Below are 24,838 nucleotides of genomic sequence, written 5' to 3' on the forward strand. Positions count from 1 at the left end.
AGGCGACGCTCGCGCCGCTGCACATCCTCGACGGGTTCGGCGCCTTCGGTCCGCCGTCTTCGACCACCAAGCCGTTGCCGGCCGATTTCAACGACAGGGCCTCCCTGGATCATCCACCCGGCTTCTATGGCCCTGCCGAGGGACCCACCGCAGTGAACACGCTCAGCCCAGCCGATCGCATTCTGCAGCTCGACACGTCAGCGCTGCGCGCCAAGCGCGCCAGCTACACCACTGCGGAGCCGCGCGATCTCCGGGGCATCCTGCTGTCGACGGCGCTGCTGCTGTTCCTGGTCGATGCGGTCATCGTCGCGCTGCTCGGCGGCGGGCTGGCCGCGCTGATCCGGCGGCGGCGCGCAGCACCGGCGGCCATCGCCATCGCCCTTCTCGCCACCGGCGCCCTGCTAGCGGTCACCATGCCCACGCCCGCGCGCGCCGATGCGACCAGCGACGATTTCGCCATGCGCGCGGTGTCGCAGACGCGGCTCGCTTATGTCGTCACCGGCAATGCCGACGTCGATTCGATCGTCAAGGCCGGGCTCACCGGACTGACGCTGTTCCTGGCGCAGCGCACCGCGCTCGAGGCTGGCGACCCCGTCGGCGTCGACCCCGCCCGTGACGAGCTCGCATTCTTCCCGCTGATCTACTGGCCGATCGTGCCGGGCGCGCCGAAGCCGCCGCAGGACGCGATCAACAAGATCGACGCCTATATGAAGCAGGGCGGCACGGTGCTGTTCGACACCCGCGATGCGATCGAGGCCCCGCCGGGCAGCAACGGCGCCCAGCAGACGCCGGGCATGCAGTCGCTGCGCGACATCCTGTCGTCGCTCGACGTGCCCGAACTGGAGCCGGTGCCGCGCGAGCACGTGCTGACCAAGACATTCTATCTGCTGCGCGACTTCCCCGGCCGCTTCACCGCAGGCCAGACCTGGGTCGAAGCGCTGCCGAAGGAGGACGATGAGGACACCGCCTCACGCCCGGCGCGCGGCGGCGACGGTGTCTCGCCGATCATCATCACCTCGAACGATCTCGCCGGCGCCTGGGCGCTGCGTCCCGACAGCCAATACATGCTGCCGGTCGAGCAGCGGCAGCGCGAATTCGCATTCCGCGCCGGCGTCAACATCGTGATGTATACGCTGACCGGCAACTACAAGGCCGACCAGGTGCACGCGCCGGCGCTGATCGAACGGCTCGGACAGTGACGCTCATGACGCGCGTCGAACGCGCCAAAACCTCCACCGTCATGCCTGGCCTTGAGCCGGGCATCCACGTCTCATCTTTCGCACGGAACGACGTGGATGGCCGGGACAAGTCCGGCCATGACGAAGCCAGCGAGTTTGCCTCATGAACTACGGCATCGCGTTCACGCCCCTGGTCCCGACGATCGTGCTGTGGCTCGCGATCGGCGCGATCGTCGTCATCGCCGCATTGCTGCTGATCGGCCGCTCGCGCTCCGCCTGGATCCGAGTGACCGCGCTGGCTCTGATCGCGCTCGCGCTCGCCAATCCGCAATTCACCCGCGAGGACCGCGAGCCCTTGAGCTCGGTCGCCGCCGTCGTCGTCGACAAGAGCCCGAGCCAGAATTTCGGAGAGCGCACGAAGCAGACCCAGGCGGCCCAGGAGGCGCTGGTCGACAGCTTGAAGAAGATCAAGGGCCTCGAGGTGCGCGTGGTCGAGGCCGGCCAGGCCGACGGCGAGACCGACGGCACGCATCTGTTCGGCGCCCTGACATCGGCGCTGTCGGACGTCCCGGTCGACCGCGTCGCCGGCGCCTTCCTGATCACGGACGGCCGCGTCCACGACATCCCCGGCAATGCCGCCGCGCTCGGCTTCCAGGCGCCGCTGCAGGCCCTGATTACCGGACAGAAGGCGGAACGCGACCGCCGTGTCGCGATCACCGCCGCGCCGCGCTTCGGCATCGTCGGCCAGCCGCAGACGATCAGCTTCCGGCTCGACGATCAGGGCGTCACGGGCTCCAGCGCGAAGGTGGTGATCCGCCGTGATGGCGAGGTCATCAGCGAGCGCACGATGACCAGCGGCCAGGCCGCCAATATTGACGTCGACGTCAAGCACGAAGGCCAGAACATCGTCGAGATCGAGGCCTCGCCGCTCGACAACGAGCTGACCCTGGTCAACAACCGCGCCGTGGTCTCGATCGATGGCGTGCGCGACAAGCTGCGCGTGCTGTTGGTCTCGGGTGAGCCGCATTCCGGCGAGCGCACCTGGCGCAATTTGTTGAAGTCGGACGCCAGCATCGACCTCGTCCACTTCACCATCCTCCGGCCGCCGGAGAAGCAGGACGGCACGCCGATCAACGAGCTGTCGCTGATCGCGTTTCCGACCCGCGAGCTGTTCCAGCAGAAGATCAACGAATTCCAGCTGATCATCTTCGACCGCTACGCCCGCCAGGGCGTGCTGCCGATCGCCTATTTCGACAACATCGCACGCTACGTCAGGAATGGCGGCGCGGTGCTGGTCTCGGCCGGACCGGACTACGCGTCGAACACCAGCATCTGGCGCACGCCGCTCGACTCGGTGCTGCCGGCCGAGCCGGTCGGCGTCACCGAGAAGCCGTTCTATGCGCATCTGTCGGATGCCGGAAAACGCCATCCGGTCACGCGCGGGCTCGAAGGCTCAGGTACGGAGCCGCCGCGCTGGAGCCGCTTCTTCCGCACCGTGGAGACGCGCAACGCGGTCAGTCCGCCTGTCATGACCGGCGCCGACGGCAAGCCGCTGCTGCTGCTATCGCGCTTCGGCGCCGGCCGCGTTGCGCTGCTGCTCTCGGACCACATCTGGCTGTGGGCGCGCGGCTATGAAGGCGGCGGCCCGCATCTCGATCTGCTCCGGCGCACCTCGCACTGGCTGATGCAGCAACCCGACCTCGACGAGGAAGCGCTGCGGCTGCAGGTCCAGGGCAAGGACCTGGCCGTCATCCGCCAGACCATGGGCGACACCGTCCCGCCGGTGACCGTGACGTCGCCGTCGGGCCAGACGCGCGAGCTGACGCTCGCCCAGGGCGATCCCGGTGAATGGCGCGCCACCCTGCCGGCCAGCGAGCTCGGCCTGTGGCAGGCGACCGACGGCACCTTGAAGGCGCTGATCAATGTCGGCCCGACCAATCCGAAGGAATTCTCCGAGGTCACCTCGACCACCGAGACCCTGAAGCCGCTGGCGCAGGCCAGCGGCGGCGACGCTCGCCGCATCGCCGACGGCTCCAGCCTCGACATGCCGCGCATCGTTCCGGTGAGGTCGTCGACGATCTTCAACGGCGACGGCTGGATGGGCGTCCGCATGCGCGACGCCAGCGTCGTCAAGGGCGTCGGCGTGCTGCCGATGTTCGCCGGCGTGATCGGCTTGTTGCTGCTGCTCGGCGCGCTCGCCGCGACCTGGGTGCGCGAGGGGCGCTGAGCCTAAGGCGTTTGCTCGCACGGCATGGTACGAGCAACGTGGCGCGAAGGGCACAGCGGCCCCAAATCTGGCCGCTGCTTCAGCGCTCCGATTGACGGTGCCGAACTCCCCTGCGATGTTACATTGTAACAATAGCTGAGCCTCTCAGCTAACGGGGTGGCCGATCGACATGAGCCAACGCTGGCCATGAGCTGGTTTCGCGCGAACATCAAGGATGGCTCGCGGCTGGCGCTGTTCGCGCTGCTGCTGCAGTTCGCGCTCGCCTTCGGCCACGTGCATTGGCTGGCCGGGCAGGCGGTGGATGGCGGCGGCATCACCGTTGCCGAACGGCACACCGGCTCCACTCCTGCCAGTCAAGACCCGGATCAACAGCCCGCCGCGGATGGTTGCGCGATCTGCGCCGTCATGGCGATGGCGCAGTCGATCCTGCTCTCGCCGCCGCCTGCGCTGGTCGTGCCCACGGCGGTCGAGATTCGTCCCCTCAAAGCGATCGCCGCATCGTTCGACGATGTCGCGATCGGCACGGCTTTCCAGCCGCGCGGCCCTCCCATCCCCTGATCTGAACCGATCGAGACGCTGCAACCGCTGCGCTCACGCGCATCCGACAGCGTGGAGGAATGGATCCGTCGCAACACGACGGCAGGCGCACCCCATCGATGATCAAGACCGTGGGACGCCTGATCAGGATCAGGAATGGGACAAATGTTGCCGAGAGCTTTGATGTCGGGCTGCAGCGCCGCAGCCTTGTTGTGCGTTTTGGGCGCGCCCGCGCGCGCTGATGATCCTAAGCCGGTGACCGAATTGCCCGAGGTCAACGTGACCGCGCCGAGCCCGATCCGCGCGCGCAAGCCGGTCGTGCCGCGGCCCAATCCCGCCGCACGCGTCGCTCGCAGCAGCACGCGCGCACCGGCCCAAGCGCAACAGGCGCAGACGGCGCCGCCTCCGCCGCAGCAGGGTGTACTGCCTGTTGTCACCGACCAGTTCGCCACCGTCACCGTGGTGCCCAACGAGGAGCTGCGCCGCTCCGGCGCCGCTACGCTCGGCGACCTCCTGAACGCCAAGCCGGGCATCACCGGGTCGAGCTTCGCGCCGGGCGCTTCGAGCCGGCCGATCATCCGCGGCCTCGACGGCAACCGCGTCGGCATCGTCGAGAACGGTGTCGGAGGCGGCGGTGCTTCGGATCTCGGCGAGGATCATTTCGTGCCGATCGATCCGCTCACCAGCGACCAGATCGAGGTTGTCCGCGGCCCTGCGGCGCTGCGCTATGGCTCGACCTCGATCGGCGGCGTCGTCAGCGCCACCAACAACCGGATCCCGAACGCGCTGCCGACCTGCTCCACCGCGCCGTTCCAGACCTATGGCCTGCCGGCGAGCGCGCCGGCCGCGGGCAGCGCGCCCTGCGTCACCGCGGAGACCCGCACGTCGTTCAGCTCGGTCGATCGCGGCGTCGAGGGCGGCGTGCTGCTGGATGCGGGCGGCGGCAACTTTGCTGTCCATGCCGACGCCTATGGCCGCAAGACCGGCGACTATTCGATTCCGGGCTACCCGTATCTGTTCGACCAGACCCGCCCGGTGAACGGCCGCCAGCCGAACTCGGCCGTGCAGAACGACGGCGCCTCGATCGGCGGCAGCTATTTCTTCTCCGGCGGCTTCATCGGCGCCGCGATCCAGCAGACCGATGCGCTCTACCACATCCCCGGCATCGACGGCGCCGACAACCGCACCCGGATCGACGCGCACCAGACCAAGATCACCGCGAAGGGCGAGTACCGTCCGGACTCCGCGGCGATCGACGCCATCCGCTTCTGGGCCGGCGCGACCGACTATCGGCACAACGAGATCGGCCTCGCCGACCCCGCTGATCCGACCACCGACGGCGTGCGCCAGACCTTTACCAACCGCGAGCAGGAAATTCGCGTCGAGGTGCAGATGATGCCCGTCAATCTGCGCTTTGCGACGCTGACCACGGCGTACGGCATCCAGGCCGGCCATCAGGAGCTGAATGCGCCGAGCCCGGACAATCCCGGCTCGGTGTTCAACGGCCTGTTCGGACCCAACACCAACAACCGCGTCGCCGGCTACGTGTTCAACGAGCTCGCCTTCTCGCCCTCGACCAAGGCGCAGATCGCGGGCCGCATCGAGCATGTGGCGCTGAACGGCTCGACGCCGAATTTCCCGGTCGACTATCTGCCGGACGGCACGCCGCAGTCGAACATCGCGCGCAATCCGTCGTACACGCCAAAGAGCGCCAGCGTCGGCCTGCTGCAGAACCTGCCCGGCGATCTCGTCGCGAGCGTCACCGCGCAATATGTCGAGCGTGCCCCGAAGGCAGCCGAGCTGTTCTCGCGCGGCGGCCATGACGCGACGGCCACGTTCGACATCGGCAATCCGAATCTCACGCTCGAGACCGCCAAGACCGTCGAGGTCGGCCTGCGCAAGGCGACCGGCCCGTTCCGCTTCGAGGCCACCGCCTACTACACGCAGTTCAGCAATTTTATCTATCGCAGGCTCACCGGCGTGATGTGCGATGATGATTTTGCCTCCTGCGGCACGACAGGCACGGAGCTGAACCAGGCGGTCTACTCGCAACGCAACGCGCTGTTCCGCGGTGCCGAGTTCCAGAGCCAGTTCGACGTCGCCCAGCTCGGCAGCGGCATCTGGGGCATCGAGAACCAGTTCGACGTCGTCCGCGCCACCTTCCCCGATGGCACCAACGTGCCGCGGATCCCGCCGATGCGCGTCGGCGGCGGCCTGTTCTGGCGCGACGCCAACTGGCTCACCCGCATCAACCTGCTGCACGCCTTCGCGCAGAACGACATCGCGCCGATCGCGGAGACGCCGACGCCGGGCTACAACCTTCTGAAGGCCGAGGTCAGCTATCGCACCAAGCTCGATCCGAACATGTTCGGCGCGCGCGAGATGCTGGTCGGCCTCGTCGGCAACAATCTGCTCAACGAGAAGATCCGCAACTCTGTGTCCTACACCAAGGACCAGGTGCTACTGCCCGGCATCGGTGTGCGGATCTTTGCGAACCTCAAGTTCTGATTGAGAACTCGGTGGGGCGCAGAGGACGACTAACCTGCGCCCCTACGTCGCCATTGCGAGGAGCGAAGCGACGAAGCAATCCACAGTCGTAGGCTGGACTCTGGATTGCTTCGCTTCGCTCGCAATGACGGTGAATTTTCAGCGCGCGTAGTCCCAATCCGGACGGATGGCGCCTTCGACGCCCTCGAAGGCGCCGTCGACCAGCTCGTTCACCAGCAGCCGGTTGTAATCCACTGGCCCCGGCATCGTCGCCCTGCCCTTCGGCACCGGCTTGAAGCCGACGCGCGTGTAGTAGGCGGCGTCGCCAACCAGCAGAATGAGACGATGGCCTTGCGTGCGCGCGTCGGCGATCGAGCGCTCCATCAGCATGCGGCCGATGCCGTGCTTGCGGAACGGCGGCTCGACCGTCAGCGGCCCGAGCATCAAGGCCTTGGTGTCGCCGATGCAGATCGGCAGCTGCCGGACCGAGCCGACCAGCAGGGTGCCGATATGGGCCGTGAACGACAATTCGAGCAGATGGTCGACATGCTCGCGCAGGCGATAGGCGCTCAGCACGAAGCGGCCGGGGCCGAAGGTACGTTCATGCAGCCGCTCGATGGCTTGCGCATCGCCCGGCTTCTCGGCTGATATCGTAATGGACAGGTCACTCATGTGGGGTGGCGGGATAGCATCCCAGGGCGGCGCGGTCCATGGCTCCCTCTCCAATCGCATGAACCCGGCGGCGAGCCGCCGGGTTCCGGCTGCGCGTCACTCCGCCGGCATCGTCTTCTCGACCAGCCGCACCCAGTAGGACGCGCCGTGGCCGAGAATGTTGTCGTTGAAGCGATAGGCCGGATGATGGCAGTCCTTGCCGTCGCCCATGCCGAGGAAGACGAAGGCGCCGGGACGGGCCTGCAGCATGAAGGCGAAATCCTCGGCCCCCATCAGCGGCGGCGCGTTGTCGACGACGCGCTCGGCGCCGACGACATCGCGGGCGACATCGGCGGCGACGCCGGCCTCGCGCGCATGGTTCATTGTGATCGGATAGAGACGCGTATACTTCGTCGTTGCCGTGCCGCCATAGGTGCGGGCGATGCCGTCGGCGACCTCCGCGATCCGGCGCTCGACCAGGTCCTGCACCTCGGGATCGAGCGTGCGCACGGTGCCCTTCAGCTCGACCGTCTCGGGGATCACGTTCATCGCCTTGCCGGCCTCGACCATGCAGATCGAGATGACAGCCGATTTGATCGGATCGACGTTGCGCGAGACGATCGACTGCAGCGCGGTGATGATGTGTGCGGCGATCAGCACGCTGTCCACCGCCTTGTGGACGCCGGCGCCGGCGTGACCGCCCTTGCCGTGCACGGTGATCTCGAGCTGGTCCGACGAGGCCAGCATCGGGCCCGGGCGCAACGCGAACACGCCCTCGGGCACACCGGGCGCATTGTGCAGGCCGTAGACCTCCTGAATGCCCCAGCGGGTCATCAGGCCGTCGTCGACCATCGCCTTGCCGCCGGCGCCGCCCTCTTCGGCAGGCTGGAAGATCACGATCGCCGTGCCGTCGAAATTGCGGGTGTCGGCAAGATGTTTCGCGGCGCCGAGCAGCATCGCGGTGTGGCCGTCATGGCCGCAGGCATGCATCAGGCCGGGTGTCTTCGAGGCATAGGGCAGGCCCGAGGCCTCCTCGATCGGCAGCGCATCCATGTCGGCGCGCAAGCCGATGATGCGGCCCGAATCGGTCTTGCGGCCGCGGATGACGCCGACCACGCCGGTGCGGCCAATGCCCGTCACCACCTCGTCGCAGCCGAACTCGCGCAGCCGATCGGCGACGATGCCGGCGGTGCGATGCACCTCGTACATCAGTTCCGGATGCTCATGGAAATCGTGGCGCCACGCCGCCATGTCGTCGGTGAGCGCGGCGATGCTGTTCAGGATGGGCATGAGGTGGCTCTCGTTGAGGGGCGGTTCGGCGCGAACCATCGCCGGAACGCCCCGCGGACACAAGCTTCGATCGGCCCCATTCCTGATCGCAACGTCACCCTCCAACCGGCTGCTGCGCAAGATACGCCAGCAGCTTCATCTCGCGGCGGCCGCGCGTGACCGTATCGAGAACCAGCCCCGACGAAGCCGACAGCAGCGCCATGATCATCAGGCCCATCGACAGCACCGCCGTCGGCAGCCGCGGCACCAGGCCGGTCTCGATGAAGGTGACGAAGATCGGAATCGCGAAGCCGATCGAGACCAGCGCGAAGAAGATGCCAATCGCGGTGAAGAAGCGCAGCGGCTTCTCCGAGCGGTACAGTTTCAGGATGGTGTTGAGGATGCGGAAGCCGTCGCGCCAGGTGTTGAGCTTGGAGACGGAGCCTTCGGGCCGCGCGTAGTACGGGGTCGCGATCTCCGCGACTGGCAGCGCCAGCTCCAGCGCATGCACGGTGAGCTCAGTCTCGATCTCGAAGCCGTCGGAGAGCACGGGAAAGGATTTGACGAAGCGGCGCGAGAACACGCGGTAGCCGGACAGGATGTCCTTGAAGGCCTGGCCGAACACCTCTGCGAGGAAGCTCGTCAGCATCCAGTTGCCGGTGCGATGCCCCATGCGATACGCGGCCTGCTCCTGGTCGACCCGCAGCCCCACGACCATGTCGAGCCGCTCGCTCACGAGCCGCTCGATCATGCGAGGGGCGCTCGGCGCGTCATAGGTGGCATCGCCATCGACCAGCACGTAGATGTCGGCATCGACATCGGCGAACATGCGCCGGACGACGTGGCCCTTGCCCTGGCGCCGCTCGCTGCGCACCTCGGCGCCGGCCGCGCGGGCGACCTCGATGGTGCGATCCTTGGAATTGTTGTCGTAGACGTAAACGGTCGCCGTCGGCAGCGCCTGCGTGAAGTCGCGGACCACGGTCGCGACCGCCGCCTCTTCATTGTAGCAGGGCACCAGCACGGCGATCCGCATCGGTTGTGAGCTCATGGACCCGTCTCCCATGGCCGGGAGATTGCCCGTATTCGGTGCAGAATCTCATAATGAGCCGGCGCCTTCGGGCCGCCATGTGGGAATGATCTTAACGCCATCCAGCACCTCGCGCAGGCGGGACAGCGTGCCGAGCGTGGTTCCTTCCGGCAACGCATCGAACGCGAAGAATCCGGTCTCGACGATCTCTCGGTTGGGCTCCGGCGGCCGGTCCTGCGTAAACCTCTTGATAACGAAGACCGCGACGTGGTCGCGCGGCGAGACGTGGCTGTTGAGGAAGATGCCGTGCAGCTCCGGCTCCCCGGCAATCGCGATCCGTCCCTCCTCGAACAGCTCCCGGCTCAAGGCCTCCAGAAACGTCTCGCCGACCTCGACCCCGCCGCCCGGCAGGTGCCAGCCGGAGACATAGCCATGCCGGACCAGGAACACGCGGTTCTCGGCATCCAGCACGACGCCGCGGACGCCGAGCGTCATGCCGCGGGCGAAACGCCAATACAGGTGGAATCCGCGCCGCAGCACCGGCTCGAACCGGATCCGCAACCTGCTGAGCTGTGTTGTCGTCAAATGCCACCGTCCCCGGTTGTTCTTGCGCTCGAAGGCCGGGCTTGCCATGAGAGCCGCAGCATGAGGGATAGCACGACATGACAGCTGGGCGCGCACGCATCCGACATCGGCGTGGGGACCGGTGATGGCCGCCTTCACGCTCGCCCATCTGTCCGACCCGCATCTCGCGCCAGTCCACCGGCCGCGGCTGTCCGAGCTCGCCGGCAAGCGGGCGCTCGGCTATCTCAACTGGACACGCAACCGCTACAAATATCACCGCCGCGACATCCTCGACCTGCTGATCTCCGATCTGCACACGCAGATGCCGGACCAGATCGCAGTGACCGGCGATCTCGTCAATTTCGCCCTGGAGTCGGAGTTTCCCCTCGCCCAGGCCTGGCTCCAGACGGTGGGCCCGCCGGACAAGGTCACCGCGATCCCCGGCAATCACGACGCCTATGTGCGCTCGACGCGGTTGCGCTTCGCCGAGAGCTTTGCCGCCTATTTCGGCGGTGATGCTGAGGGACCCGCGACCTTCCCGTCGTTGCGCCGGCGCGGGCCGCTGGCGCTGATCAGCCTCTCCTCCGCGGTGCCGTCGGCGCCGTTCATGGCGACCGGCCGGCTGGGCAGCGCGCAGCTCGCGGCCTTGGAGCAACTGCTCGAATCCATCGCGCATGAGCCGCTGTTTCGCGTGCTGCTGGTGCATCATCCGCTGCGCTCGGCCAACCGGATGAAGCGGCTCACCGATTCCAGGGAGCTCATCGCGCTGCTGGCGCGCCATGGCGTCGAGCTCGTCTTGCACGGCCACGATCACGTGCATTCGACGATCTGGATCGACGGGCCGGAGCGCAAGATTCCCGTCGTCGGCGTGCCCTCCGCCTCTTCGCTCGCGCACGGCCACACTCCGGCCGCCGCCTACAATATCTTCGCCGTCGCGCCGGACGGCAATCACTGGCGTTGCGACATGACGGTGCGCTCCGTGAACGACGCGCGGCGCGTGCGCGAGATCCGGCAGATCCGTTTGCTGTAATCGCGCGATCAGAACGAGATCGGCTTCAGGCTCTCGTAGAGCGCGAAGCCGAACAGCGAGAGCGCGCCCAGCACGAAGCCGAGCACGAACGGCCAGAATCGGCCCCGCCTGGGCGCCTCGGCGTTCGGCGCAGCCTGCATGCGGGCGACGCTGAAGGCGCGCTCGCGCTCGACCATGCGGCGGGCGACGTAGTCGGTCACCGCCTTCACGATCGCGCCTGTCTCGTGCGACTCGGCCAGCACGATGCGGCCGTTGCGGGTGTCCTGCACGAAGCGATACTGCCGCTTGTCGCGCCCCATCACCACGTGAGCAACGACGTCGATCCACAGCCGCGGCGTCTCGCCCTGGCTGATGCCACGGTCGAACAGGTCGATCTGGTTGGGGATCTCGGCGAACAGCGGATCGAGCGCATCGTTGAGGATCTCGAGCCTCGCCACCTCGGCATCGCGCAAATCGACCACCACCCCCGTTCGGTCTGCGGCTTCGAGCCGGGCCTGACGCAAGGCCTCGCGGAGGCGCACGGGACGCGGTTCGGTGCTGCTGTCGGGGGCCTCGGACATCGCTTACGCTTTCACGGTTCGGCCCTGGTTTCGCCAGGATTTCTCCCATTAACCTATCAGTAACCCAGTATTCCGCAAACCCCATTTGTCTTCAAAGGGTTATACGCACGGTGAGATAATCAAGGACGCCAAAACGGACGTGGGCGGCCTCCTCCGGTGTGACCCGGCTGAGACCGCCCCGTCCTTGGGCTCTTCCTCGAGCTTTATTCAGATCCCCGGCAAGGCCGTCCTTGCCTGACCGCCTCAGGCGGCCGGAGCGCGCTGCGGCTCCTCGACGATGGAGAAGCGGACGCCGGCCTTGTGGCGGTTCTCCTCGGACACCTCGCGCCAGCAATCCTCGGCTTCCTTGCGCGACTTGAACGGACCCTTCACCTGGGCCGAGCCTTCCACCAGCTTGTGGAAATTCATCGAGCCGAACTCGCCGCCGATCACCCAGAAATTGCTGGTCATGAGACCCTCCTTCAACCGTCACAACTTTGACAGTGCATTGCGATTTGCGTGACCAGAGATAAACGCGAAACCGGCAGCTTCGTATAGAGGCCTTGTTTTTGAATGGTGATGTCATGTAACATCATCACTTGTCACAAATATCATTTTGTAAATCTTGTCACAAATCAGGAGCCGCGCGGCGCGCGGGAGATCGCGATGCCCGGTGAGTCCGGAAAGAAGCTGTTCGTCGGCCCGCGCTTCCGGCGCATCCGCCAGCAATTGGGGCTGTCGCAGACCCAGCTCGCCGAGGGGCTCGGCATCTCGCCGAGCTACGTCAACCTGATCGAGCGCAACCAGCGGCCGGTGTCCGCGCAGATCCTGCTGCGGCTGGCCGAGGTCTACGACCTCGATCTGCGCGACCTGGCCACCGCCGACGAGGACCGCTTCTTCGCCGAGCTCAACGAGATCTTCTCCGACCCGCTGTTCCGCCAGATCGAGCTGCCGAAGCAGGAGCTGCGCGATCTCGCCGAGCTCTGCCCCGGCGTCACCCACGCGCTGCAGCGGCTGTACGCAGCTTACGCCGAGGCGCGCCGCGGTGAGACGCTGGTGGCGGCGCAGATGGCCGACCGCAATGCCGGCGGCCATTTCGAGGCCAACCCGATCGAGCGCGTGCGCGACCTGATCGAGGCCAACCGCAACTACTTCGCCGAGCTCGAGCAGCAGGCCGAAGCCTTGCGCGACGCGCTGGACGTGCCCGCCGAGGGGCTCTATGCCGCGCTGGCCGCTCGGCTGCGCGAAAAGCATTCGGTGCAGACCCGGGTGATGCCGGTCGACGTGATGCGCGAGACCTTGCGCCGCTACGACCGCCATCGGCGGCAGCTCCTGATCTCCGAACTGGTCGACGGCCCCGGCCGCACCTTCCAGCTCGCGGTCCAGCTCGGCATGGCCGAGTGCCTGCCGCAGTTCGAGATCATCATCGGCCGCGCCGGCGCGCTCGACGACACCTCGCGCCGGCTCTATCGCATGACGCTGGCGAGCTACTACGCCGCCGCCGTGATGATGCCCTACGCGCCGTTTCTCGCCGCCGCCGAGGCACTGAGCTACGACATCAACGTGCTGGCGCAGCGCTTCGGCACCGGCTTCGAGCAGGTCTGTCACCGTCTCACCACCTTGTCGCGCCCGAACGCGCGCGGCATTCCCTTCTTCATGCTGCGCGTCGACAATGCCGGCAACGTCTCCAAGCGCTTCTCATCGGGCACTTTCCCGTTCTCGAAGTTCGGCGGCACCTGTCCGCTGTGGAACGTGCATTCGACCTTCGACACGCCGGACCGGCTGTTGAAGCAGATCATCGAGCTGCCCGACGGCTCGCGCTATTTCTCGATCGCCCAGATGGTGCGCCGTCCGGTGGCGCCGCACCCGCTGCCGCAGCCGCGCTTCGCCATCGGCCTGGGCTGCGAGATCAGGCATGCCTCGCGCCTCGTCTACGCCGCCGGCATGGACCTGGAGACGGCGGAGGGCACGCCCATTGGCGTCAACTGTAGGCTCTGCGAGCGCGAAAACTGCGCCCAGCGCGCCGAGCCGCCGATCACGCGCACGCTGATCCTGGACGAGACGACGCGCCGCGTCAGCTCGTTCGCGTTCAGCAATGCGCGGGAGTTGTGAGGCCATTGCTCTCTCATCCGTCATTCCGGGGCGCGCGAAAGCGCGAACCCGGAATCCATTTCGCGACAACGCATGCGGCCCGATCGATTCCGGGCTCGCGCTACGCGCGCCCCGGAATGACACCGGGTTTTTAGCACCGCCCTATCCACGTCATTGCGAGCGAAGCGAAGCAATCCAGAGTGACTTGCGGAGCCCTGGATTGCTTCGCTTCGCTCGCAATGACGCGGAGAAAACAACGCACCAACGCGGACACACGTGACGCTGAGACATGTGAAGCGCGGATATTTGGTGCGGAGAGACATGCAGGCACCTCCTCGCGGCGCATTTGCGCCCGAGCTTTGCTGGTCGTTCGCCCTCCTCGAACACAGAGGGCGCAGGGAAGACCGGGAGCACGCCGCCCCCATGGCCCCCGTGCGTGAGAAAATGCACGGGGCAGGAACCACAGGTTCGGCTGGGACATCCCGGCCTTCCCTGCGCGACGGCTTTACGGCTTACTCCGTGCTCTCCCCAGGGACCGGCTGATTGACCCTGTCATCAACGCCATCCTCGGCGCGAACTTGATCTCGGCACCGGGAGATCAGGACCACACGGCTTGGCCGTGCGCATCGGACCGTTCGTCGGCACGATTGCTCGCGCTGCGATCCAACACGCCCATCGCGTCCCGCACCAACGCTCGTGACGACCGCGATACGCCCCTCAGATCGAGGCGGGACAAGGGGGAGTGAACATCAAATTCTGAAAAATGGAAACAGGAATATTTTCGCCCATGGGACTGGACACGTGTGATCCAGCTGAACTGGCTGGCGAAATCAGTCCATCAGCGCACACAGAATAACAGTTCCACAAGCCCTGGGAGGGTAGCGCGCGCTGCAAATCCACCAAGTCTGAGCGGCCGATTTGCCCGACGGGCTGACGGGATCTTCGCCGTCGCCAAGGCGCAACGTCTGCAACAGGCCAGGCTCCCGATCTAGCATGCGCTGCAATCAAGCGATGCAAATGTGATCCTGTAGAGAACTCGGCATCGATAACTTCTCCAGCTCCTCGATGCCGACAGGAGGCTCGCTGCGCCACCCCAGGATGAAGGCGCGCTTGGCCAAGCCCGCCTGCACACGAGCGATCTGAGTCCGCTCTCGCGCAATCCGCGCCTGCAACAGGGGATCGCGCGTTCCGGAAGCGACGAGGCATTTGTTGATGACCCAGCCGAACGGCTCGATGTCCGCGCGCCGCAAGTCCTCCTGGAGCGCGGCCGCCTCAGAAACCGGTGTCGTCTCCGGCAGGGTCACCAGTATCACCCTCGTGTAGCTGGAGTCCTGCAACCGCATCAGTGGCGTAATCAGACGCCCGGCGCCGCTTGGCGCCAATTGGCTCGTCATCTGACGATGATACGCTCCGGTTGCGTCGAGCAGGAGCAGGGTATGACCGGTCGGCGCCGTATCGAGCACCACAAAGGCGCTCCGGGCCTCCGCAACGATGTGCGAGAAGGCATGGAAAACGGCGACTTCCTCCGTGCAGGGCGAAGCCAGATCCTCAAGCAGCAGAGCCTTGCCCTGATCGTCCAGGTCACGGCCACGGCTCGCCAGGATCTTTGCAACATAGCGCTCGGTCTCGCGCCGAGGATCGATCCGGTCGACCGTAAGCCCCGGCATCGCGCCACTGACGACATCCGTGACGTGGGCCGCTGGATCGGTGGTACTGAGGTGGACGGCATGTCCGCGCTTCGCAAGGCCGACAGCGACGGCCGCGGCAACCGTCGTCTTTCCGACGCCGCCTTTGCCCATGATCATGATGAGACCGCTCTTGCCCTGGGCAATCTCGTCGATCAGGCGGTCAAGGCCCTGCATGTCGACGGACACGACAATTTGGTCGCCGGTCGAAAGCCGTGGATTGGACGACGACAACACCGCTCTCAGCGCCGCAAGCCCCACGATATCGAATCCCAACAAGGGAATTTCGTCACGGGGCAGCTTTCGCAGCGCTTCCGGCATCGAGCCGAGAGCCTCGTCCTGCTCGCGCGCAAGTGCGACTGCGACCGCGTCGGCAGGGTCAGTGGCGTGAAAGCGTCCATTCACCGCCAGCGTCTGGTTGGAGAGATTGAGCGCATGGAGCTCGCTCGACGTTCTCGCCGCCTCCCGGATCGCGCTGCGGTCGGCGCGGGTCACTAAAACGACGGTCGTTCGCCTGGGATCGCCCAGCGCCTGCAACGCTTGTCGAAAACGCTCCTCCTGCATCTTCAAACCGGAATGTGGTCCGAGGCAGGACGCCCCCCGGTCGTTGTCCTCCAGGAAGCCGGTCCATGCCTTCGGCAGGCTCAGGAGGCGCAAGGTATGGCCGGTCGGCGCGGTATCGAAGATGATGTGGTCGTAGCCCGCCCTGTCGCCGTCCAGCAATCCGACGAACTCGTCGAACGCGGCAATCTCGGTGGTGCAAGCGCCCGAAAGCTGCTCGCGTATCGTCGATCTCTCCTGATCAGTCGCCGTGGGTTCGAGCTGGTCGAGCACGCGCGCCCGGTAGCTCTCGGCTGCGGCTTCGGGGTCGATGTTCATCGCGAACAGTCCTGCCGCGTTCGGCACCGGCACCGGACTGTCGCTTAGCTCAACCTCCAACATCTCGTCGAGATTCGACGCAGGATCGGTGCTGACGAGGAGGACACGCAAGCCACGGTCGGCGAGAGCCAGCGCGGTCGCACAAGCGAGCGACGTCTTGCCCACGCCGCCCTTGCCGGTGAAAAAGAGAAATGGCGTCGGAGCGTTCAGCGCGCGCAATCGAAGCATTCAAATCCCTTCCAAGTGATTTGTGCGGCATTGCCGACCCGAGACTCACTACGACCACTCTCGTCGGCCTTCGTTCGATTCCGTGCACGAACCTGACCCGGAGTGCCTAACCGACTCCGCCGTCCCTTTTCGGTGACCAGCCATCCTCTTTTTCGTGCCAGGATCGGTTGCCGCAGATCAATCGATTGGTAGAGCCCCGGCCGGACGCCTTGTTGCGATGGATCAATAATCGTGGTGCGGGAGCAACCAGCGTCGGCATTGTCGCAGCCGCTATGCGCGATCTCGCGACGTGGAAGACCGGTAGGCCGGCCTTCGGATGCCGCCCCACGCCTTCCGGCGTAAGACACGAGAAGCGAAATTGTCGTGGCGGGCGTGAGCAGGTCGAACAATTCACGTCTCGGCTCCGCGTTGCCTCGCGACCGTCGCTCAGGCTGCGTTCAGAACGGCGCGCACATGATCTGCACGCGCCGGAGTGATCGCCGGGCGACTCCTTCGGCTTCTTACGATGGAACCGCAAGGCTCCAGAAATGTTGCTCCGCAGTTCCACATCGCAAAGCGAGAATAAGTTGAATCGCCGTCAGTTCATTCAATCTGCGGCTGCGATCCCGGTCGCCGCATCCTTGGCGCGGGGTGCATCGGCCGCGCCTGCGGCGCAGCCCTTCAGTGCGGCCACGGTGCGCGATCTCGCGCGTGCGCTCGCCGCGAAGCCGTATGCCGCGCCGGACGACAAGCTGCCGGATGCGCTGGCGAAGCTCGACTATGACGCCTATCGCTCGATCCGGTTTCTGCCGGAGCATGCGCTGTGGCGCGACGACAAGCTGCCGTTCCAGGCGCAGTTCTTTCATCGCGGCTTCATCTACAAGGATCGCGTCGACGTCTACGAGGTGGCGGACGGACAGGCCAAGCCGGTGGCCTATCGGCCTGAGGATTTCGCGTTCGGGCCGCAGGTGCCGGCCTTCCCCGCGGCCGATCTCGGCTTCGCGGGCTTCCGCATTCACACGCCGATGAACCGGCCCGACTACTATGACGAGGTCTGCGTCTTTCTCGGCGCGAGCTATTTTCGTGCTGTGGCCAAGGGCGAGATCTACGGCCTGTCGGCACGCGGGCTGTCGATCGACACCGGCGAAGCAAAGGGCGAGGAGTTTCCGGTGTTCAAGGCGTTCTGGCTGGAAAAGCCGGTCGCCGGCGCGACGGCGATGGTGGTGCATGCGCTACTGGACAGCAAGAGCGCCACCGGCTCCTACCGCTTCACCATCCGCCCCGGTGACACCACGGTGTTCGACGTCGAGGCTTCGCTGTATCCGCGCGTCGAGATCGCTCACTCCGGGCTGGCGCCGATGACCAGCATGTTCTTGTTCGGGCCGAACGACCGCAGCGACAGCGACGACTTCCGTCCGGCCGTGCACGATTCGGACGGGCTCGCGATGTTCAACGGCAAGGGCGAGCAGCTGTGGCGGCCGCTCAGCAATCCGCGCGACCTGCAAGTCAGCGTGTTCAACGATCTCAACCCGCGCGGCTTCGGCTTGATGCAGCGCGAGCGGCAGTTTGCCGCCTATCAGGATCTGGAGTCGCATTTCGAGAAGCGGCCGAGCCTGTGGATCGAGCCGATCGGCGACTGGGGCGAAGGCGCCGTGGTGCTGTTCGAGATTCCGACCAAGCAGGAGATTCACGACAACATCGCCGCGTTCTGGCGGCCGAAGACGCCGCTCGCGGCCAAGGGCGAGCACAACATGACCTATCGCCTGCATTGGGGCCCGGACATGCCGAAGCCGCATGCGCTGGCGCGCTTCACGCGCAGCGGCGTTGCCGCACTGGGCGAGGGACGGCTGTTCGTGCTCGAGCTCGCGGGTGATGCGTTAAAGGGCCTCGATCCCGCGACGGTCAAGGGCGTGGTCAGCACCGACAAGGCGGAGGTCAGCAACGTGGTCGCCCAGCCCAACCCGGAAACCGGTGGATGGCGCCTCAGCTTCCAATGCGCGGCCAAAGACGCTCCCGTGGAGCTGCGAGCGGAGTTGTTCGCCAGCGACAAGCTGGTGTCGGAAACCTGGATCTATCGATGGACGCCATGAGCGCTAGGCTGCGGCGCCCGGATGAGCGGCCAGCCGCGGATTTCCTTCCCGCCGAGGCCCCGCGGGAGATGGTGCCGTCACCTCTCTCTCAGGCCGCCTCTCCACGGCGCGCGATCGGCAGCGGCGCGAGCGTCGCCCTGCGCCGCGGCCTGGTGCTGGCCGGCACGGCTGCGCTGACCCTGGCTGGCTGCGTCAAGATGTACGAGGTCGTCGAGGTCGGCGGCGTGACCGTGCTGGAAGGCCTGGTGCTGGCGCTGTTCGGCATCCTGGTCGCCTGGATCTCGTTCGCCTTCGTCACCGCGCTGGCCGGCTTTGGCGTGATGCTGCTACGGCCGCGCGAGACCATCGCGATCGACCGCGCCGGCCCCCTGCCCGCGCTCTCGACGCGCACGGCGATGCTGCTGCCGACCTACAACGAGGACCCCGATGCGGTCATGGTGCGGCTGCGCGCCATGATCGACTCGATCGCCGAGACCGGTGCGGCCGCGCAATTCGACTGGTTCCTGCTCAGCGACACCACCGATCCCGACATCTGGATCGGCGAGGAAGCCGCTTATCTTTCGCTGCGCGACGCGTGCGGGCCGCATCGCATCTACTATCGGCATCGCGCCGACAATGTCGCGCGCAAGTCCGGCAACATCGCCGAATGGGTGCGGCGGTTCGGCGCGGCCTATGATCACATGATCATCCTCGATGCCGACAGCCTGATGAGCGGCGAGACCATCGTGCGGCTCGCGCATGCGATGGAGCAGGCGCCGCAGGCCGCGCTGATCCAGACGCTTCCGGTCATCGTCAACGGCACCAGCCTGTTCGCGCGGCTGCAGCAGTTCGCCGGCCGGCTCTACGGCCCCATCATCGCGTCGGGCAACGCCTGGTGGTACGGCGCCGAGGGCAATTACTGGGGCCACAACGCGATCATCCGCGTTGAAGCCTTTGCACAGGATGCCGCCCTGCCCGAGCTATCAGGCCGCAAGCCGTTCGGCGGGCATATCCTCAGCCATGATTTCATCGAGGCTGCGCTGATGCGCCGCGCCGGCTGGGGGATCTACATGACGGTCGATCTCGGCGGCAGCTACGAGGAGGTGCCGCCGTCGCTGATCGACTATGCCGCGCGCGACCGACGCTGGTGCCAGGGCAATCTGCAGCATCTCGCGGTGCTGCCGGCGCGCGGTCTGCACTGGGTGTCGCGGCTGCATCTTCTGATCGGCATCGGCGCCTACGTCACCGCGCCGCTCTGGCTCGCCTTCCTCGTGCTCGGCATCCTGATCTCGCTGCAGGCTAATTTCGTCCGGCCGGAATACTTCCCGAAGGGGTTCGCGCTTTTCCCATCGTGGCCGGCGCAGGACCCGGTTCTCGCTGCACAGGTGTTTGGCGCGACTCTCGGCCTGTTGTTCGTGCCCAAGCTGCTGGCCTGCGTCGCAACGCTGCTGACGTCGGAGCGCCGCCACGGCTTCGGCGGCGGCTTGCGGCTCTGCGCCGCCGTGCTGGCCGAGACGGTGCTGGCGGCGCTGATCGCGCCGTCGATGATGATCTTCCAGTCGGTGGCGGTGATCGAGATCCTGCTCGGCCGCGACGCCGGCTGGCAGGTGCAGCGGCGCAGCGACGGCGGCGTCAGCCGCAAGGAGATCGTTCGAAAATTTGCGCTGCCGACGGCGTGCGGCCTGGTCATGGCGGCGAGCGCCACTGCGGTCTCGCTGCCGCTGCTGGCTTGGATGTCGCCGGTGATCGCCGGCCTCGTGCTCGCGATTCCGATCGGGCTGCTCACCGCGGGCCGCGGCGGGCTTGCGCGGCTGTTCACGACGCCCGAGGACCGTATGCCGCCGCGCGTGCTGGTCCGAGCCCGGGAGCTGGCGAACGCGCCGCCACCCCCGTGCGGCCCGGCGCTGGCCGAGCTGCGCCAGAACGCCGAGCTTCGCCGGGAGCACGTCAGATCGCTGCCGCCGCCGCGGCGGCGCGCGCCGGGCGACATCGACGTCGACCTGGCCACGGCCAGAGCGCGCATCGCCGACGCCGAAACGTTTGCACAAGCGGCCGGTTTCCTGTCCCGCCGCGAGACGCTGGCCGTGCTCAACGACGGCGCAACTCTGGAGCAGGTCGCGACGCTGCCGGGTTAGCGCCGCGCAGCCTGCCTACTTCGTCAGGTGCGCCGAGGCGATCGCCTGCTGGAACAGCGCGTTCAGCGCCGAGCCGATGCTGCCACTGGAGTCGACCTCGTAGTAGTAGCCGGGGCTGGCGCAGGATTTCATGATGTCGCCGATCGACGACCGCCACGGCGCGATATAGGTCGTGTACCAGCTGTTGTTGGTGATCGCGAGATAGGTGGTGTAGAGCACCGCGATCTTGATGCCGCGGGCCTTCAGCGACGTGCAGGTCGCGGTGTTCAGCGGCTCCTGGCAGCGGCCGCCGGAAACGGTCGTCTTGCTGCAGGTTGACGGATAATAATAGTCGGCGACACCGTCGGAGACGAAGAACAGCCATTTCTGCGGATTGGATTGCGAGCCGTCCCCCTGGGCCGGGATCGCCTTGTCGGCTGCGGCCAGGATGCCGTCGAAATCGGTGCACATGTCGTTATTGTAGCCGCTGTAGGGAATGGTCATCAGGTCGAGCGAGCCGATCGACGACTTCACCGAGGACATGCTCGACGACAGGCTGGCGATCGTGCTCAGTCCCACCGAACCGCAGTCACTGCCCATGCTGTAGACCGCCATGCGATACTGATTGCTGACGACCTGGCTCGCCGTCGCGGTGTCCGTCATCGACTGCGTCGCCGAGCGAACCACGTCGATCCGCATCGTCACGCCCTTCTTCTTGGCGATCGAATAGTAGCTATTGGTCTGCAGCGTCTTCTTCGAGCTCGACGTGTAGGTGTCGTGGCAGGCGAAGGCGCATTTGTCCGACGTCGCGTTCTGCAGCGTCGTCATGTCCGCCGTGGTCGCGCCGAGTCCCTGCGACGGCGAGTTGTCGAGCACGACGTAGAAGTCCATGTAGGTCGGGAACGAGGCCGAGGCCGACGACGACGCCGACACGGTCATCGTCGGATAGCCGAACATGTACATGAAGGCGGTCTTGACGACCACCGTCGCGGTGCCAGTCACGGTCCGCGCGCTGACGCTGTCGTTGATGTCGATGCTCAGCGAGTTCGCCGACAGATTGTGCGCGGCCATCTGTCCGTTGAACATGTTGGTCGCCGCGGTCTTGGCATCCGAGGTGCTGCCGCGCATCGCGGTATAGCCGGTAGCGGCCAGCAGCGCGGCGTCGATCGAGGCCGACAGCTTGGCCTTGGCCCGCACCGCCATCGAGTAGTCGATGGCCGAGCCGACGAAGGTCAGGATCGGCAGCAAGGCGAGCGCGAAGATGATCGCGATATTACCGCTGTCGTCGCGATGGAACCGCGACAGAAGACTGAAGTACCGATGTGCGGCCCGCACGGGCAAACTCCAACAAGCAAGGTCCGTTTGCAGGCATGTTGCTGACCAACAGTTGCATTGGAATTGATACGAATGCAGAGACTCGGTTACATCGTGTTTCTGATTGTCGTAAGCGGTGCCGACGCACCTTTCTTTCTTCGGTGCATGACTTCATGCCCGGCACCGTCGACCGGACGGCAACGACCTTGCGAACCGGGACGCGCGGCTGCCGGGCCCGGCTGCCCTCCTCCGATACCCCGATTGCAAAGTGGCGGCGCGGATAGCATAGTCCGCGCGCTTTGCGGCGCCCGGGGGGCGCTGATTCTTGAGGGGTTTTCGGGGACGACGATGGCGGATGCCGATCTTGATGCCGTGATCCGGCAACTGGCCAAGCAGCAGAACAAGGCGATCCTGGCGGCGGCGAAGAAGCGGAAGGACCGCTTCAACGGCCTGGCCACGAAGGCCAAGGACAAGGACGCCAAGGAGCGCTTCAAGATGCTCGCCCGCGAATCGGTCGAGCAGGCCAATGCCGCCGCCCGCCGGCTCCTGATCTCGGCCGACAACGTCGCCGACAGCTATGCCCGCGCCATGCGCCAGGCCGCCGCGGCGGAATTGCCGAAGCCGCCGCCGGAGAAGAAGGCCGAAGCTGCGACGGCCAAGCCGGCCGGCGGCAAGGCGGCCAAGAAGGCCGCAAAGGCCGCGCCGAAGAAGGCCGCGAAGTCCAAGGCCTGAGTCGCCTCTCGTGCCTGAGCGGCCTGCCTCTGCCCTTTCGTGCCGCGGCGCCGGTCCGCCCTGGCGCGGACTGGCGGCCCGAAAATTCAGCCTTTGATAGCAACCATCGCCGCGCCCCCGACTTGCTCCGAGAGTCTTTTGGACGCGGAGATGGGAATGAAGGCGCTGGTCTGGCATGGCAAAGAGGACATCCGCTGCGACACGGTCAGCGACCCCGAGATCGAGCACGCGCGCGACGCGATCATCAGGGTGACGAGCTGCGCGATCTGCGGCTCGGACCTGCATCTGTTCCACAACTACATCCCCGCGATGATGCCCGGCGACATCATGGGGCACGAGACCATGGGCGAGGTCGTCGAGGTCGGCTCCGGCGTCAACGGCAAGCTCAAGAAGGGCGACCGCATCGTCGTGCCCTTCACGATCATCTGCGGCGAATGCGAGCAGTGCAAGCGCGGCAATTTCTCGGTCTGCGAGACCACCAACCGCAACAAGCACCTGGCTGAGAAGGTCTTCGGCCACACCACGGCGGGTCTGTTCGGCTATACCCATCTGACCGGCGGCTATCCGGGCGGCCAGGCTGAATATCTGCGCGTGCCCTATGCCGACGCCACCCATATCAAGGTGCCCGACGGCATGACCGACGAGCAGGCGCTGTTCCTCAGCGACATCTTCCCGACGGGGTGGCAAGGCGCGGCGCAATGCGACATCGAGCCGGACGACACGGTCGCGGTGTGGGGCTGCGGGCCGGTCGGCCAGATGGCGATCCGCAGCGCCATCCTGCTCGGCGCCAAGCAGGTGGTCGCGATCGACCGCATCCCGGAGCGGCTGGCGATGGCCGAGGCCGGCGGCGCGATCACCATCAATTTCGACAAGGAGAGCGTCGTCGAAAGGCTCAACGAGCTGACCGACAACAAGGGCCCGGAGAAGTGCATCGACTGCGTCGGCTTCGAGAGCCATATCAGCATGGCGCAGCCGGACAGCGTGCTCGATCGCGCCAAGCAGATGTTCATGCTCGAGAACGACCGGCCGCACGCGCTGCGCGAAATCATCTATGTGTGCCGGCCAGGCGGCATCGTCTCGATCCCCGGCGTCTACTCGGGCTTCTCCGACATGGTGCCGATGGGCGCGCTGATGAACAAGGGGCTGACGATCAGGACCGGCCAGACCCACGTCAACCGCTGGACCGACGATCTCAAGCAGCGCATCGCCGACGGCCAGATCGATCCGTCCTTCGTGATCACCCACACCGTGCCGTTGTCGCAGGGGCCCGAGATGTATCGCGCGTTCCGCGACAAGCAGGACAGCTGCGTCAAGGTCGTGTTGAAGCCTTAAGGGAAACGCACAGCATGTTTCATTTTTCCAATCTCGTCAGATCCAAGGGCGATCCGAAGATCATCTCGACCGGCCCGAGCTCGCTGACATCGGCCGACCGGCTGGCGCGTGGTCTCGGCTGGTTCTCGATCGCGCTCGGCACGCTTGAGCTGCTGGCGCCGCATCGGGTCACGAATGCGCTTGGCATGGAAGGACGCGAAGGCCTGGTGCGCGCCTACGGTCTGCGCGAGCTGTTCGCCGGCGTGATGACGCTGTCGGTGGAGAAGCGGGCCGGCCTCATGAGCCGCGTGGCCGGTGATGGCCTCGACATGGTGACACTGGCCAGTGAGCTCAGGCCGAGCAATCCGCGCGCGGGCACCGTGCTGGCGGCGATGGTCATGGTCGGCGGCATCACCGCGCTGGACTACATGTGCGCGCAGGACTTGAAGGCACAGCACGATCCGCGACGCGGCCGCAAGCGGCTCTACACCGATCGCAGCGGCTTCCCGAAGGGAATCACCGCCGCCAAGGGCGTCGCGGCGCTGCCGCGCCCGACGCGCAGCACCGCCACGACCTGACAGGTCGAGGCGGCAGCGGCCAGCGTCAGGGCTTGAGCGTCACCGAGAACAGGCGGAAGCCCGCGATCTTCGGGAATGCCTCGGCAGCTTCCGGTGAGGCCAGCGCCACGACGGCGGCGTTCACCTCGCCGCTGCTCAGACGTGTGATCGCGGTCGCCTGCCCTTCCAGCAGAAGCACCTCGGAGGCGCCGGCCGCGTTCATCGCCGCGGTGATCTTGGCATTGGACTTGGCGTAGCGCTCGTCGATGGCGATCACCTTGCCGCTGAGATCGCTGAGGCTCTGCACGTTGGGACGCACCAGCAGCACGGCGACGAGACGATGGTCGGCGGGACCTTCCGGCACGCGCAA

20 protein-coding genes and 1 pseudogene are annotated in these 24,838 nt (G+C 66.3%); 12 read left to right on the top strand and 9 right to left on the bottom strand.

Features of this window, described 5'->3' with window-relative positions; all coding sequences use genetic code 11:
- From BRAO375_RS24600 to BRAO375_RS24615, 5 genes are all read left to right on the top strand, one after another.
- On the top strand, positions 1-1,199 hold a 1,199-nt coding region (locus tag BRAO375_RS24600), incomplete at its 5' end, for a DUF4159 domain-containing protein (RefSeq protein ID WP_035641959.1).
- Between the two features lie 5 nt (positions 1,200-1,204).
- Positions 1,205-1,345 (top strand): hypothetical protein, encoded by a 141-nt coding sequence (locus BRAO375_RS38200; protein ID WP_175345360.1) that lies wholly within the window; start codon positions 1,205-1,207, stop codon positions 1,343-1,345.
- Complete coding sequence (locus tag BRAO375_RS24605) at positions 1,342-3,405, top strand: membrane protein (RefSeq protein ID WP_009030162.1); 2,064 nt, start codon at positions 1,342-1,344, stop codon at positions 3,403-3,405. Before BRAO375_RS38200 ends, BRAO375_RS24605 begins: the two co-directional genes overlap by 4 nt.
- 186 nt (positions 3,406-3,591) lie before the next feature.
- Positions 3,592-3,963, top strand: coding sequence for a DUF2946 family protein (locus BRAO375_RS24610; RefSeq protein WP_009030163.1), 372 nt, complete (start codon positions 3,592-3,594; stop codon positions 3,961-3,963).
- Positions 3,964-4,125: 162 nt separating this feature from the next.
- Positions 4,126-6,450 (top strand): TonB-dependent receptor, encoded by a 2,325-nt coding sequence (locus BRAO375_RS24615; protein ID WP_035641962.1) that lies wholly within the window; start codon positions 4,126-4,128, stop codon positions 6,448-6,450.
- A gap of 138 nt (positions 6,451-6,588) precedes the next feature.
- Here BRAO375_RS24615 and BRAO375_RS24620 read toward each other — a convergent pair whose 3' ends face one another.
- From BRAO375_RS24620 to BRAO375_RS24635, 4 genes are all read right to left on the bottom strand, one after another.
- The gene (locus BRAO375_RS24620; RefSeq protein WP_009030165.1) at positions 6,589-7,101 is read right to left on the bottom strand and encodes a GNAT family N-acetyltransferase; all 513 of its coding nucleotides are present in this window, start codon (positions 7,099-7,101) and stop codon (positions 6,589-6,591) included.
- 96 nt (positions 7,102-7,197) lie between these two features.
- The gene (locus BRAO375_RS24625; protein ID WP_009030166.1) at positions 7,198-8,370 is read right to left on the bottom strand and encodes a M20 aminoacylase family protein; all 1,173 of its coding nucleotides are present in this window, start codon (positions 8,368-8,370) and stop codon (positions 7,198-7,200) included.
- A 94-nt stretch (positions 8,371-8,464) separates the two neighbouring features.
- Positions 8,465-9,397, bottom strand: a complete 933-nt coding sequence (locus BRAO375_RS24630; protein ID WP_009030167.1) for a glycosyltransferase family 2 protein — start codon at positions 9,395-9,397, stop codon at positions 8,465-8,467.
- A gap of 48 nt (positions 9,398-9,445) precedes the next feature.
- The gene (locus BRAO375_RS24635) at positions 9,446-10,009 is read right to left on the bottom strand and encodes an NUDIX domain-containing protein (protein WP_244423277.1); all 564 of its coding nucleotides are present in this window, start codon (positions 10,007-10,009) and stop codon (positions 9,446-9,448) included.
- Positions 10,010-10,085: 76 nt separating this feature from the next.
- On the opposite strand from BRAO375_RS24635, the gene BRAO375_RS24640 reads away from it, so the two are divergent.
- Positions 10,086-10,970 (top strand): metallophosphoesterase family protein, encoded by an 885-nt coding sequence (locus BRAO375_RS24640; protein ID WP_009030169.1) that lies wholly within the window; start codon positions 10,086-10,088, stop codon positions 10,968-10,970.
- An 8-nt stretch (positions 10,971-10,978) separates the two neighbouring features.
- On the opposite strand, the gene BRAO375_RS24645 is transcribed toward BRAO375_RS24640, so the two are convergent.
- Together BRAO375_RS24645 and BRAO375_RS24650 are read right to left on the bottom strand one after the other, a co-directional pair.
- Positions 10,979-11,530, bottom strand: a complete 552-nt coding sequence (locus tag BRAO375_RS24645) for a hypothetical protein (protein WP_035641967.1) — start codon at positions 11,528-11,530, stop codon at positions 10,979-10,981.
- A 243-nt stretch (positions 11,531-11,773) separates the two neighbouring features.
- Positions 11,774-11,980: a DUF4170 domain-containing protein gene (locus BRAO375_RS24650; protein ID WP_006612464.1), complete on the bottom strand. Its 207-nt coding sequence runs from the start codon at positions 11,978-11,980 to the stop codon at positions 11,774-11,776.
- 195 nt (positions 11,981-12,175) lie between these two features.
- Between BRAO375_RS24650 and BRAO375_RS24655 the strand changes: the two genes are divergently transcribed.
- Positions 12,176-13,621 carry a helix-turn-helix domain-containing protein gene (locus tag BRAO375_RS24655; protein WP_009030171.1) on the top strand — a complete coding sequence of 482 codons (1,446 nt, stop codon included), beginning with the start codon at positions 12,176-12,178 and terminating at the stop codon, positions 13,619-13,621.
- 983 nt (positions 13,622-14,604) lie between these two features.
- Here the strand turns inward: BRAO375_RS24655 and arsA are convergent.
- The gene (arsA, locus tag BRAO375_RS24660) at positions 14,605-16,392 is read right to left on the bottom strand and encodes an arsenical pump-driving ATPase (protein WP_009030172.1); all 1,788 of its coding nucleotides are present in this window, start codon (positions 16,390-16,392) and stop codon (positions 14,605-14,607) included.
- Between the two features lie 566 nt (positions 16,393-16,958).
- Between arsA and BRAO375_RS24665 the strand changes: the two genes are divergently transcribed.
- Positions 16,959-18,461 carry a glucan biosynthesis protein G gene (locus tag BRAO375_RS24665; protein WP_009030173.1) on the top strand — a complete coding sequence of 501 codons (1,503 nt, stop codon included), beginning with the start codon at positions 16,959-16,961 and terminating at the stop codon, positions 18,459-18,461.
- On the top strand, positions 18,458-20,575 hold the full coding sequence (gene mdoH, locus BRAO375_RS24670; protein WP_009030174.1) for a glucans biosynthesis glucosyltransferase MdoH: 2,118 nt from the start codon (positions 18,458-18,460) through the stop codon (positions 20,573-20,575). Before BRAO375_RS24665 ends, mdoH begins: the two co-directional genes overlap by 4 nt.
- 15 nt (positions 20,576-20,590) lie before the next feature.
- Here mdoH and BRAO375_RS24675 read toward each other — a convergent pair whose 3' ends face one another.
- Complete coding sequence (locus tag BRAO375_RS24675; protein ID WP_009030175.1) at positions 20,591-21,889, bottom strand: TadE/TadG family type IV pilus assembly protein; 1,299 nt, start codon at positions 21,887-21,889, stop codon at positions 20,591-20,593.
- Positions 21,890-22,216: 327 nt separating this feature from the next.
- Between BRAO375_RS24675 and BRAO375_RS24680 the strand changes: the two genes are divergently transcribed.
- The 3 genes from BRAO375_RS24680 to BRAO375_RS24690 all read left to right on the top strand — a co-directional run bounded on the left by BRAO375_RS24680 (position 22,217) and on the right by BRAO375_RS24690 (position 24,489).
- A complete protein-coding gene (locus BRAO375_RS24680) occupies positions 22,217-22,600 on the top strand; it encodes a hypothetical protein (RefSeq protein ID WP_009030176.1) in 384 nt (127 codons plus the stop codon).
- A gap of 156 nt (positions 22,601-22,756) precedes the next feature.
- Positions 22,757-23,932, top strand: a complete 1,176-nt coding sequence (locus BRAO375_RS24685; RefSeq protein WP_009030177.1) for a zinc-dependent alcohol dehydrogenase — start codon at positions 22,757-22,759, stop codon at positions 23,930-23,932.
- A 14-nt stretch (positions 23,933-23,946) separates the two neighbouring features.
- On the top strand, positions 23,947-24,489 hold the full coding sequence (locus tag BRAO375_RS24690; RefSeq protein WP_009030178.1) for a hypothetical protein: 543 nt from the start codon (positions 23,947-23,949) through the stop codon (positions 24,487-24,489).
- Between the two features lie 25 nt (positions 24,490-24,514).
- Here BRAO375_RS24690 and BRAO375_RS24695 read toward each other — a convergent pair.
- Positions 24,515-24,838 (bottom strand): annotated as a pseudogene (locus tag BRAO375_RS24695) (hypothetical protein); the annotation flags it as partial.

The organism is Bradyrhizobium sp. ORS 375, assembly GCF_000239775.1.
GTDB lineage: Bacteria > Pseudomonadota > Alphaproteobacteria > Rhizobiales > Xanthobacteraceae > Bradyrhizobium.